We start from the raw sequence: 12,935 nt of genomic DNA on the forward strand, positions 1-12,935 counted from the left end.
CATAGCGCAGAGAACGCGGATCGCGGGTTCCTGCATGTAAGGATTTCGTACGCTTATGCGCCCGAAATCCTTCGCCATATCCGTCGTTCCTCGACATTCTTTGCAACACCCAAAGCGGAAGTTCGTTCATTGACGCCCGCAGCGCTCATCATGCGTAGTTTCGCGCACATACCCTGCTACAAGCGGACGAGTGCTCGCATCCGTCATGCGATCGCTTGGCGTCTGGCAGTCTCCCCACCGGGCGCTTGCTGAACTCATTCGCCTCACTATGGGCGACAGAGGCCATCAGCCCTTCGGGATGATAGTCCCGGAACAACCGCTGCAATGAAGCGAACAGCCCTGGCAGCCGCTCCACCTGTATCTGGGCGTGCGGATAGCGCTTTAGTTCGCCAGCCGGAAGCGGATGGCCGCGCCTCCACCGGGCGCGAGGGCCAGCGTCAGCGTGTCGGCGCTCGTCACGACGCGCTTGCTGATCACGAGCGCCTCTGGATTGGTACGATAGTCGGCGCCGGGACCATCGGCGTAGATCTGCGCCTCGTAGCGCTTGCCCGGCGCGAGGAAGCTCAGCGGCTGCTCGAGACTCCGCGCCTCCTCATCGGTGATCGCTCCCAGATACCAGTCCCCCTTGCCGCGCTGCTGCCGCGCGACAACGACATAGTCACCGATCACGCTCTGAAGCGTCCTGGACGTCTCCCAATCCGCTGGTACGTCGCGGATGAACTGGAAGGCATCGGCACGCTTCTCATAATTTTCGGGCAAGTCGGCCGCCATCTGGATTGGCGAATAGACGACGACATATTCGGCGAGCTGCGTCGCAAGCGTCGACTGGACCCGCCGCGACAGTTCCTTGCCGCCACGCGAAATGTCGAAAATGCCCGGCGTGAAGTCCATCGGCCCTGCGAGCAGGCGCGTGAAGGGCAGGATCGTCATATGCTCGGGCGGATTTGTCGGATTGCCCCACGCGTTGAATTCCTGCCCGCGCGCGCCCTCGCGACTCACCCAGTTCGGCCAGGTGCGGCGGAGCCCGGTGTCCTTCACCGGTTCGTGCGTGTCGATAACGATATGATGCTTCGCCGCGCGCTTCACGACGTCGAGATGATGGTCCACCGCATATTGCCCCGCGAACCATTGGAGCCCGCCCGCGCCATCGACGATCGTCCCGCTGTGCCGGACATAGCCGGTCTTGATCGCCGCGACGCCATGGTCGGCATAGAGCTTCAGCGCGTCATCGAGCTGGCGCGCATAATTTTCGATCGCGCCGCCGGTCTCATGGTGCCCGATCAGTCCCACGCCCTTGCTCTTCCCGTAGCGGGTGATCTCAGCGAGGTCGAAATCGGGATAGGCTTCGGTGAAGCTGAACTTGTCGCCATTCGCGATCCAGTCGCCGTCCCAGCCCTTGTTCCAGCCCTCGACGAGCACGCCCGTGAAGCCATATTTCGCCGCGAAATCCATGTAGCGCTTCACATTCGCGGTGTTCGCGCCATGCTTCGGCCCGCTGCCCCAGGTCGACTTCTCGAGGTGCATTTCCCACCAAACGCCGACATATTTGCTCGGCTTGAACCATTTGCCGATGTCGGGAAGCTGGTTCGGTTCGCTGAGGTTCAGCGTGATCCGGCTGTCGGCGAGCGCCGCCGGGCTTTCGCCGACCAGCACGGTGCGCCACGGCGTCGCGAAGGGTCCGGTCTTTTTCGCAAGCGTCCCGTCGGGCCAGGGCATCAGCCATGCGCTGTATCCGCCCGCGCCATCGCCTTCGAGCAGCATCGAGGGGAAATCGACCAGCGCCGCCTCGTGGAAGCTGAGATACAGCCCATTGTCACCCTTGAGCGTCAGCGGCGTTTCGGCGAGCGTAACCCGCCGCGCATCGGTCTGCGCATAGAGATATTCGTCGCGTTCCTGCCCCAGCGCCTGATACCACCACGCCTGATACGCACCGACGGTGCGGAACTGGCTGTGGTCGGCGGCAACCGCCACCGCCTGCTCCGCCGGAACGCCTGCATAATCATAGCGAAAGCCGAAACCGTCGTCGAAGAGGCGGAAGGTGACGCCCATCGCCTTGCTGAGCGGCGTGTCGCCCGCAAGCGTCACCCGAAGCTCGCTATGATGGTCGCGGATCAGCCGCTGCTCGCCCCACGGCTGCTCCCAGCTCGTGTCCGACACCGACCGCTTGACGTCGCCGAGCGAAACATAGCGCGGATCGGCTTCGCCCGCGAAGGCGAGACCGAGGCGCGAAGGCGCGATCACCGTCACCGCGCCACGCTTCACTTCGTAGCGCGCCTCGCCATCTTCGACCGACACGCAAAGTTCGAGCGTCTTGCCCGGCGACTGCACGCACTCGCGCGCTACCGCGGGCGAGGCAATCGCCAGCAGGGAAAGGCCGAACAACATGGACGTCTTGGGCTTCATCTAGATTTTCTCTTTCAGGGAGAGGATCATTTTCGAAAGGCGGCGGTCAGCCGCTGGCGCAGCCCAGCGCGCTCGGACGGCGACATCGCGCCAAGCGCTCCACGCAGCGAAACGGGAATATGCGCGGCCGATGCTTCGGTATCGCCGAAGACATGCGCGTCGAACATCGCGTGCCAATAGGCGCGCTCGCCCGGCGGCAGCTCCTTCAACGCGAGCAAGGCCGCGAGGAAGATAGTGTTCGGCTCCTCGACCGCCACCGCCTCGCCGCCCCACCAATAATTGACCATCGCGTTCCACGGATCGAGCGAGGTCACATGGTGCCACCAGTAGCGGGGCACGAAGATCGCATCGCCGGGTTCGAGCAGCGCGACGCGCGCCGATGCCATAGCCTCGCGAAAGCGCGGGAAGAGTTCGTAGTCGGGCGCCTCGGGGTCGACGAGCGACAAGGGCGGCGGATTGTCGCGCGGGCCGATATAGAGATTGGCGACCTGATCGGGCGGGAACAGCAGGAAGCGCCGGCGCCCTGCGATCACGCAGGCAAGATTATGATCGCGGTCGTTGTGCGTCTGCGTTTTGACCGGACCGCCGAGCCACAGCTTCGGACTGACCTCGGCTGCGAGCAGCGGCATTGGGTTCTGGCGACCGAAGTCTGGCATCGCCTCGGCGAGTGGCAGCATCTGGATCGCCGCGGTCGGCGCACTCTCCTGCCCCATCAACGCTTCGATCCGTGCCAGCGCCTCGCGTAGCGGCGCATGGCGCTTGGTGAAGGTGAATTCGCGCATGTCGGCGCGATAGGCGAAGCGGCCCTTCGCGCGCGCCGGCGCCTCCATCAAGGGGACGGCGACTCCGCGGTCCATCCCCGTCAGATAGGCGTTCAGGCGGCCGGGCGAGTGGCGCCCGGCCGCCAGTGCGACCCAGTCGTCGATCAATCCCTTGATGACGACAGGCATGCCGGCGTCGATGATCGCGGCAAAATCGGCCGGCGAAGGCGCCGAGCGCGCGGCGATGCGCGGCAGCGCGCCGAGCGGCGAAGGCTGCGGCCGCCCGGCATCGAGGCGCGCGGGTTCAGCCATGCGCGCGCCGCAATATCCCGGCGAGATAGGCATCGTGCGTCGGCTGGCGCTGCACAGCCTCGCGCACAAAGCCCAACATCTTGCGGAAATGCGCCATCACCTCGTCGGGCGGCACGCGGTCGACCGACGGGCGCCAACCCTCGGGCGTCACACCATGTCCCATCAGCAGCGCGCGCCAGCTGTCGGGCGGCAGGCTCTCGTCCTCGAAGGGCGCGAGTTCGCCGCGCGCGCGGAAGAAATCGACCAGATGCGCGAGCTCCTCGGACACCGGCAGTGCCCGCGCGGCGTCCCAGAAGGATCCGGCATAATGTTGCAGCCTATGGTGCGCGGCCTGAAAATCCGCGACGCGCGCGAGATGCGAGCGCATCGCGCGATTATATTCGGCGCGCCGCGCGGCATAGCTGTCGCCCTCGGCCGGAAAATGCGAAATCAGGTGGACGATGCCAAGCTGGAGCCCGTGCAACGCGAGGCCGTGGACCGGATCGAGCGTGCAGGCGGCCTCGCCGATCCCCACGCAATTGCCTGCCCACAGCGCCGAGGCGATACCCGCCGAAAAAGACCGGAAGCTTGCGGCTTCGAGCGGGAATCCGCTTGCCGCGCCGGCCTCTGCCAGCGCTTCGTCGTCGCGCGTTGCAGCGCTCGAAAAGACATGGACGACATGCGTGTGCGTCATGCTCGGATAGAGGGCGGTCCAGCCGCCCTTCCCCGCGCGCACCTCCGAATAGACCGGGAGGGCGGCCAGACGCGGCGCGAGCGCGACGAGCATCCGGTCGCCCGGCGCCGCCCATGGCTCGAACATGACAGCAGGAGCGGTTCGCAGCAGCCGACCATCGGACGTCGCATCGACGAACAGGTCGGCCTCGACGCGACGCCCGTCGCCTGTGAGCAGCGCCCGGACACTGTCGCCGTCACATTCGATATCGACGCGCGCCGTCTCGACGATCGCAACGCCCAGGTGCCGCGCGATCGCTATGAGGCTTCTGGCATAGGCGGCGGCGGGCAGGTGATAGCCATAGTCGGCACGGCCATATTTTTCGCTCTCGGCGTCGGGCAGGAACAGCCGGCCATTGTGCGCCGCGGCGGCGGTGAGCGAGAAATCGTCGAGGGCGACCTCGAGGCCGTGATGCCGCGCCTTGATCCAGTGCGGGAAGAAATCGCTACCGTTGATCCCCGTCCCGTGCGCGCCATAGCTGTGCAGAAAGGGCGCCTGCCCCGCCCCGCCGGCGTCGACGAAGTTCTGGCCGAGCGTGAAAGCGCCGCGCACGCCGCGTAAAAGCGCTGCCTCGTCGATCCCGATCTGGTTGTGGAGCGCCTCAATCGCGGGAAGCGTCGGCAACATGTCCGCAGGCCCCGCCTCCCCGGGCAATGCGACAGCGGTGACGCTGATCCCCGCCGGCGCCAACGCGCGCCGCAGCGCCGCCGCGGCCAGCCACAGCGGCGCGTCACGGCCGACGATGGCGACGCTCTGCACGCTCATGCCGCGCTCGCCGCGTCGCGCGGTGCAGTCGCGCCGCTCGCGCAATAGTCCCTGAGGAATTCGGAATGGGGCGTCATCTCGGCGGCGTTGAGCGCGATGCGTTCCGCGAGATCGTCGAGGCGGGCCTGTCGTTCGGCCGCCGGCATGCGATGGGTTAGCGGGCTCGCGGCCAACGGCAGAACGCCCTGTCCCTCAAGGACCGAGAGCCAGCTGTCGCGGGAAAAGAGGCCGAGCTTATACTCGGGCGCCGCCGAACTTTCGCGGAACAGCGCCATCTTGTGCGCGAGGCTTGCCGGCAGCGCCATCGTGCGGACATGGTCCCACAAGGGTTCGCCGAAACGCTCGTTCGCGGTGTAGTGGAGCACGAGAAAGTCGCGCGTCCGGTCGTAATGCGTTGCGAACAGCCGGTTGAATTCGCGCACCGCTCGCGGATCGACGCGCTCGCCGCGACGCGGCATCAGCGAAATCAGGTCGATCGTCGCGGCCTGGATCAGGAAGATGCTCGTCGATTCGAGTGGTTCGAGGAAGCCGCTCGCCAACCCCACCGCGATGCAATTGCCCGCCCAGCCGACCTCGCGCCGCCCCGCCTGGAAACGTAGCAGCCGCGGCTCGCCATGCGCCTCGCCGTCGATCGCGGCGAGCAGCGTCTTTCGCGCCTCATCTTCGTCACAGAAGCGGCTGGAAAAGACATAGCCGTTGCCGATCCGGTGCTGGAGCGGGATGCGCCAGGTCCAGCCCCCGCGCTGCGCGGTCGCGCGCGTATAGGGCGTGAGCGGGTCCACGCTGGCGCAGGGCACCGCAAGCGCGCGGTCGCACGGCAGCCAGTCGCTCCAGTCGACCCACGGCACTTCCATCGTTGCGCCAAGCAACAGCGAGCGAAAGCCCGAGCAGTCGACGAACAGGTCGCCGCGCACCTCGGTGCCTGAGGCGAGCGTGAGCGAGGCGACATCGCCGCTTCCGCCATCGCGCACGACGTGGACGACCTTGCCCTCCATCCGCCGCACGCCGCGCGCGGTTGCCCAGCCGCGCAGATAGGACGCATAGAGCCCGGCATCGAAATGATAGGCATAGCTGTAGGTCGACCGGATCGACCGCGGGTCGCTATTGGGATGCTCGAAACCGTTCGCGCGGCACGCCGCGACCGCGAAGCTGTAATCCTGCAAGGACCGGTGATCGGTGCCGTCGATCCGTGCGCGCGCCCAATGATGCTGGAAATCGGTGCTCGTCCAGCGGTCGCCGAAGGTGCCGAAGGGGTGAATATAGCGGACGCCTTGTCGGAGCCAGTCGACGAACTCGATCCCCAGCTTGATCGTACCGCCGGTCGCGCGCATGAACTCGGCCTCGTCGATGCCGAGCATGTCGTTATAGGTCTTGATATGCGGCAGCGTCGCCTCGCCGACGCCAACCGTCGCGATCTCGTCGCTTTCGATCAAGGTGATGTCGTAATCCGCCGCCGGCAGCAGGCTGACGAGGCCCGAGGCGCACATCCAGCCGGCGGTCCCGCCGCCAAGGATCACGATCCGATAGGGTGCTGGCGCCGTCATCGCGTCCCTCGCTTTTCGTTCATCGGAGCGCGCGGCCGCCTTTTGAACGGGCGCCCGCGCTCTTTCGGGGATCAGAATTTCACGCGTGCGCCAAACTGGAAGCGCCGGTCGACCCGACCCCAGTTCGCATCGCGATAGACAGGCTTCGCGCCCGGCGTAAGCGCCGTGTCGCCGAAGATCTGCTGCTGGTAGACCGTCGTCGTATTGAGCAGATTCTGTCCCTCGACCGACAGTTCGAGCCACGGCATCGGCGACACGCGGATCGACGCGTCGAGGAAGCCGACCTCTTTCTGGAACACCGGCAGGCCGATGCAGCAGTCGAGATTGTTGGTCAGGAAGCGCGAGCGCCAGTTATAGGCGACGCGGAGCGCGACCGGCCCCTTCTCGTAAAGGCCGACGAGGTTGAACGTGTGCTTCGAAATGCCGGCTATCTTGTGCGAGTCGATCACGACGCCGCGCCCGCCCGACACGTCAAGACCCGCGCCGAAGCCACCGGTGCCGCCTCCGTCGAGCGCGCCCTGCGTGACGAGGTTCGAGTTGCTGATGCCGCTCTGCTTGACGAAGGTATAGTTGGCCTGCGCGCCCAGCCCGCTGAGCAATCCGGGCAGGAAGTCGAAGAAGGTCTGGAACCCCGTTTCGAAGCCATAGAGCTCGCCGCCGTCCTTCGTATTGCGCGGTCCGCGCATCAGCACGGTCTGTTCGGACCCGTTGTTGGTGAACCGGCGGGCAAACTCGCCATAGGCCAGCGTGTCGTGCAGCTTCTTGTAGAAGAGGTCGACGTGGAACGAGGTGCTACCCTGATAATGTTCGAAGGTCAGGTCGAACTGGTCGGCGAGCGCCGGCCTGAGCCCCGCAAAGCCCGATTCCGCCCGGAAAATGAAGTTGTATCCGGTGATATTCCCCGCCCCGTCGCGCACGATATAGGGGCTCGTCGCGGTCGTATCGATGACCGGCGACTGGATCGACACGAAGTTGCGAAGCAGGCCGAAATCGGGCCGCGACATCGCCCGTGAATAGCCGAAGCGGACGAAATTATTGTCGTCGAGGCCGAAGCGTATGTTGAAGCTCGGCAGCGCCCTTGTGTAGGACGACTTCAGATCGTTGTCCGCGCCCGCGCCGTTGGCGAAAGCGAGGAGTTGCGGCGTGATGAAGCACGCCGGGTTGACCACCGCATTGGGCGGAAGCGGAGTGCCGCATGGCTGCTGCAGCAGGCTGGTAAAGATCGTCGGTTGCGGGAAAGCAACGCTGCCGGTGCTGTCGATCTTGGTCTGCACGACGCGCACGCCGATATTGCCACGCACGCTGATGCCGCCAAGCATCGCATTGTCGCCGCCGAAGCGGAGCATCGCGTAGACGGCCTTGGTTTTCTCGTTAACCTTCATCACTTCCGACGGAGTGAAACAGCCGACGGTCGCCTCGGCGCGGTCGCAGATCGGGGTCCAGCCGGGCAGGATCGGCGGGCTCACGTTCGATCCGCGCAGTCCGTCGACGAGCCGGTCGCGGTGCTTCAGCACATCGCGGCTCAGATAGACGAGGTCGCCATTGTCATAAACGCCGCCATTGTAGAAGCTGCCGCCGAGGCTGACGGGCTCGAACAGTCCGTCGCCATAGCCGTTGAACGCCGGGCGCGCGCCGCAGCCCGCCGGATAGGGCGCCGCCGACGTGTTGTCGACGTTGAAGCCGGGGCCGTTGCAGTTCCACGGCGCCGCGATCGGCGTCCAGTTGAAGGTCGAATAGCGGACATTCTGGTCGCGGTCGGTGTAGCGCACGCCGACCTTCAGCGAGTCGAGCCAGTCATTGCCGTCGAAATCATATTCGGCGTCGCCCTTGAGCGCGAGCTCCTCGGCGTCATTGTCCTCGAGATGCGCCTGGATGAACGGGATCCAGTAATTGTGCGGGTTCGAAAGTCCGCCCTGCGCATAATTGACGTTGGTGCCGGGCAGCAGCTCGATATGGGGGACGCCGTCCTTGCCGACCGAATATTCATAGTCGGCGGCAGAACCGGTCGCGACGAGGATGTCGTCGTTCGTCGTCTCCGCCTTGATCCATTGCCCGTCGAAGTTCAGCCGAAACCGGTCGTTGACGTCCCACTGGAGGTTCGCCGACAGGTCGCGCGTGCTTTCGCTATGGTCGAAATTGCGCGCCTCATTCTGGAAATAGAGGCCGTTACGACCGGGAACCGCGCACGCTGAACCGGGACCGCAAAAGTTGATGAACGGCAGGCCGGGAACAGCCGAACCCGTGTCGATCATGTCGGCGGCGCTGCCGAAGCTGCCGCGCCAGCTGCCATAAGCCTGGCTGAGCGTCGCCGACTGCAGCATGCCGTCGGCGCCGAAGGTGAAGCCGGCGTTCCCTGTCGGAGTGCGAAGGATCGTCGATGCGACGGGGTTGAAGGCAGGGGTGCCGTAATAGGTCCCCTCGAGGATCGCGTGCGACGCATTCTCGAGCCAGGCATTGTCATAGGAGGAGCGGATGAACTGGACCGATGCGCGCACATCGCCGCCCGGGCTTTCATACTGCCCCGCGAGCGCGACGCCCTCGCGCGTGCGGTCGTAATCGACGAGCGAATAGCGGATGCCGTCGGGCACGAAGGCAAAGCCGGTGCCGCCGAACGGGTTGGCGCTGCACGACACATTGCCGCTCGCATCGACGATCCCCTTGCCGTCTGGGCCGACCGCACCCGCCGAGCAATAGGTACGGATCTTGTCCATGATGACGCTTTCGGTCCGCGTCACGACATGGCTGCGCGCATAATCGGCCATCAGGCCGAAGGTGCCCGCTTCGGTGTCGAAGGTCTTGCTGACGAGGACCGAAAATTCGCCGTTCCACTTGTCGGAGCGGTCGCCATAGGTCGCCTTGGCGTTGGCGGTGACGACAAGGCCCTTCTCGTCGAAGGGCAGGCGTGTGCGCAGATCGACGGTGCCCGCGATGCCGCCCTCGATCATGTCGGCGGTCTGGTTCTTGTAAGCGTCGACGCGCGACATCAGCTCGGGCGAGATGTCGTTGAAGTTGAGACCGCGATAGGAGTCGGCCGAAAAGCTGTCGCGGCCGTTGATTTCCGTCCGCACGAAGGTCAGGCCGCGGATCAGGACGCCGGCGGGTTCGCCCGAGGGATGGGTGCTGTCGTCGGTCGACTGCAGGCGCGAAACGGTGATGCCTGGAACGCGCTGCAACGCCGCGGCGACCGAATTGTCGGGAAAGGCGCCGATGTCAGTCGCGCTGATCGAATCGACGATCGTATCGGCGTCTTTCTTGAGCTCCTGCGCATCCTGAAGCGCAGCGCGCACACCGACGACGACGATCTCGGTCTCGCTGTCGGTACTGTCATCGATCGGCGGCGCCGCGTCCTGCGCGATGACGGGCGTGCTGATCACCAATCCCGCCAGCGCGATTGCCGACACACCGCCCATCAGGCGGCCGCCACGATCCTGCGCGAATCCCTTGAGCCTCATGCTCTCCCCTTCCCCATGCCGACCCCATTTTGCGGGGCATTCTCGTTCCGGGCGCCATGCGGGACTCTCCGCCTGACCCGTTTGCATTGTTTTGCGTATAATTGCATAAATGGCAAGCCCGATTTTCCAAACGGGCGCATTGATAATTATCACATATATTACAACGGTTTTGTGAGCGTGGCAGGCGTTCCGGCGTTGATGGGCCTGCGCGCAGAATAGGTTTGAAGCAGATGAAGTTTATGCAATATCTTGCATTGGACCCGAAAAAGATGCTCTGGCGCGTCGCAGCGGAACGAGCATGGCAGCGAGCGCTGCCGCCATCAGAAACGCCGCGGCCAGCCCGAGCGTCATGACCGGATTCCCTCCGAAAGCATGGAGCATGAGCGGCCCGAGACAGATCGCGGCGACGAGCTGCGGGATGACGAGGAAGACGTTGTGGATGCCCAGATAAACGCCGACCTTCTCTGGGCGCACCGCATTGACAATGATTGCGTAGGGCAGCGACAGCACCGCTGCCCAGGCGAGTCCGATCCCGATCGACGACAACCAGAGCCATCGCGCATCGGGGGTCAGCACGAGCCCCGCCATCCCCGCCCCGCCCGCGAGCAGGCACAGTGCATAGGTGCAGCGCTCGCCGATCCGAGCCGCGACGCGCGGCAGCGCGAGCGCGGCGAGCGCGGCGACGCCGTTATAGCCTGCGAACAATATCCCGACCCAGTCGGCGGCGGCGCTGAACTCTGGCGATGAGGGGTCAGCGCTGCCGAAATGGCTGCGCGAGAGCGCGGGCGCCGCATAGATCCACATCGCGAACAGCCCGAACCAGGTAAAGAATTGCACGACCGCGAGCCCCCTCAGCGCGTCAGGCATGTGCAGGAAGTCCTCGACGATCTGGAGCAGCCCCAGCGACGCCGCGCCCCGTGCCTGCCGGCGCGCCGCGAGCGCGTGCGCCAGTCCAATTACCAGCGCAGCGGCGGCGAGCACGACCACCTCCCATTGCCAGCGCAAACCAAGCGAAAGCGCGAGCAGGAGCGCCCCGAAGATGGCGAGCGGCCAGCCGAACCGGCCGAGCGGCGCCGCATCGCCGCCAAGCGCCGCCGCGCCGCCCGTTGCAGGCTGCTCGCGCGTCCGAACGACCGTCCACAGCATCGAGACGAGCAAGCATGCGCTCCCGATATAGAAGGCGTAGCGTACCGAATCGGGGAGCGCATGCGAGGCGGCCAACCCCGACACCCCGAACCAGTTGACGAGCATCCACGGCAGCGCCGAGGCGAAGACCGCACCGGCACCGATAAAGAATACCTGGATCGCATAGCCGCGCGCGCGCAGTACCTGCGGCAGATTGTCGGCAACGAGCGCGCGCGCGGGGTCCATCGCGATATTGATCGATGCTGTGAGCAGCCACAGCGTCGCAATGGCGGCCCACAGCGTCGTCGCATTGGGCATGATCAGCAGCGCCAGCGCGGTCACGAGCCCGCCAACGAGCAGGAAGGGTCGCCGCCGCCCGAAACGCGAGCGCGAATGGTCGGACAGGTGCCCGACGATCGGCTGGACGATCAGCCCGGTGATCGGCCCGGCGATCCACAGCACGGGGAGTGCAGCGACATCAGCGCCGTGCGCCTGGAAGATGCGGCTGGTGTTCGCATTCTGCAATCCCCACACGATCTGGATGCCAAACAGCGCAAAGCACATGCTCCAGATATGCAACGACGACGCCCCCGCCGTACGCGGAAACAGATTTCCCCCGCCTTTCGGCGCATCTGCGGCATGCAAATCTTGCATACCCCTCCCCCTGCTGTGCTAACACTCTTTGCGGCGCCGAACACGGACTGGTCTTTATGAGCACCAACAATACGAGATTGGAAGACTTGGCAAGGATGGCCGGTGTCTCGGCTTCGACCGTATCGCGCGCGCTCAACGACCATCCGCTGATCAGCCTGGCCACCAAGAAGAAGATATGGGCGCTCGCACACGAGCATAACTACCCGTTTCGTAGCCATATGCCTGCCGCCCCGGTGGGAGCCGAGGGATCGATCGTCGTCGTCACTCCGCATATGCAAGGCCGCCCGCTGCCGCTGTCGCATCCCTTCTTCCTCGAACTGCTCGCGAGCATTGGCGAGGCCGCGCGCGCGCGCGACTGCGACTTCACCGTCAGCCACACCGCACCGCGCGACTTCGACGACCTGACGACGGTGCTGAACAGCAGCCGTGCGAACGGAGTGATCTTCCTGGGCCAGGCTATGCTGCACGACGATTTCAACCGGCTCGCCGAAACGAAAGGCAATTTCGTCGTCTGGGGCGCGCATCTGCCGGGGCAAAAATATCCCTCGGTCGGATCGGACAACGTGATGGGCGGCCGCCGCGCGACGATGCATCTCGCGCGGCTCGGACGAAAGGCGATCGCCTTCGTCGGCTCGAATGACCCCGAGGCGATGCAACGGCGGCAGGGCTATCTGGAGGCGCTTGAAGCGAATGGGCTGGAGGCCCACCCCGCCCTCGACATCCGCGTCGACTTCGGCTTCGAATCCGCGGAGCGCGCGCTCAACCAGCTGCTGTCGCGCGGAAAAAAACTTGACGGCATCGTCGCATCAAGCGACCTCATCGCGCTCGGGGCGATCCGTGCGCTGCGCAAGGCCAATCTGTCAGTGCCGAAGGAGGTCTCGGTCACGGGCTATGATGACATGCTGCTCGCGCGGCTCAGCACGCCGGCGCTGACGACTATCCAGCAGGATACGCTCGAAGCGGGGCGGCGACTGGTATCCCAGGTGATGGACTCGCACGCCGAGCAATATCTCGACTATCTGCCGACGCATCTGATCGTGCGCGAATCCTGCGGCGGTTGACGGCCGAAACTTATCATTCCCGTACCCCGAGAAAATGGATTTAGCTCGGAGATCTTCCGCTACCGCCCGCAAAACCGGCCATAGGAGATGTGCTGACCGTTTCCCGAAACCGGCAATTCATTCATGGTTGCGCCAGTATGCGGCCT

General features: G+C 65.1%; 7 protein-coding genes. 1 reads left to right on the plus strand and 6 read right to left on the minus strand.

The window, feature by feature from the left end; genetic code table 11:
• Nucleotides 1–381: 381 nt before the first annotated feature.
• The 6 genes from AC3WJD_RS16270 to AC3WJD_RS16295 all read right to left on the minus strand — a co-directional run bounded on the left by AC3WJD_RS16270 (nt 382) and on the right by AC3WJD_RS16295 (nt 11,653).
• Nucleotides 382–2,403 carry a glycoside hydrolase family 97 protein gene (locus AC3WJD_RS16270; RefSeq protein WP_492747756.1) on the minus strand — a complete coding sequence of 674 codons (2,022 nt, stop codon included), beginning with the start codon at nt 2,401–2,403 and terminating at the stop codon, nt 382–384.
• A 26-nt stretch (nt 2,404–2,429) separates the two neighbouring features.
• Nucleotides 2,430–3,476 (minus strand): cupin-like domain-containing protein, encoded by a 1,047-nt coding sequence (locus AC3WJD_RS16275; RefSeq protein WP_492747757.1) that lies wholly within the window; start codon nt 3,474–3,476, stop codon nt 2,430–2,432.
• Nucleotides 3,469–4,953 carry a tryptophan 7-halogenase gene (locus AC3WJD_RS16280; RefSeq protein ID WP_492747758.1) on the minus strand — a complete coding sequence of 495 codons (1,485 nt, stop codon included), beginning with the start codon at nt 4,951–4,953 and terminating at the stop codon, nt 3,469–3,471. The genes AC3WJD_RS16275 and AC3WJD_RS16280 overlap by 8 nt, the downstream gene beginning before the upstream one ends.
• A complete protein-coding gene (locus tag AC3WJD_RS16285) occupies nt 4,950–6,497 on the minus strand; it encodes a tryptophan halogenase family protein (RefSeq protein WP_492747759.1) in 1,548 nt (515 codons plus the stop codon). The genes AC3WJD_RS16280 and AC3WJD_RS16285 overlap by 4 nt, the downstream gene beginning before the upstream one ends.
• Nucleotides 6,498–6,568: 71 nt before the next feature.
• Nucleotides 6,569–9,949, minus strand: coding sequence for a TonB-dependent receptor (locus AC3WJD_RS16290; RefSeq protein ID WP_492747760.1), 3,381 nt, complete (start codon nt 9,947–9,949; stop codon nt 6,569–6,571).
• A gap of 237 nt (nt 9,950–10,186) precedes the next feature.
• A complete protein-coding gene (locus tag AC3WJD_RS16295) occupies nt 10,187–11,653 on the minus strand; it encodes an MFS transporter (RefSeq protein WP_492747761.1) in 1,467 nt (488 codons plus the stop codon).
• Between the two features lie 161 nt (nt 11,654–11,814).
• Between AC3WJD_RS16295 and AC3WJD_RS16300 the strand changes: the two genes are divergently transcribed.
• On the plus strand, nt 11,815–12,789 hold the full coding sequence (locus AC3WJD_RS16300; RefSeq protein ID WP_492747762.1) for a LacI family DNA-binding transcriptional regulator: 975 nt from the start codon (nt 11,815–11,817) through the stop codon (nt 12,787–12,789).
• The last annotated feature ends 146 nt before the right edge of the window (nt 12,790–12,935 follow it).

It is taken from the genome of Sphingobium sp. FW306-1B-F04DB (assembly GCF_058781925.1).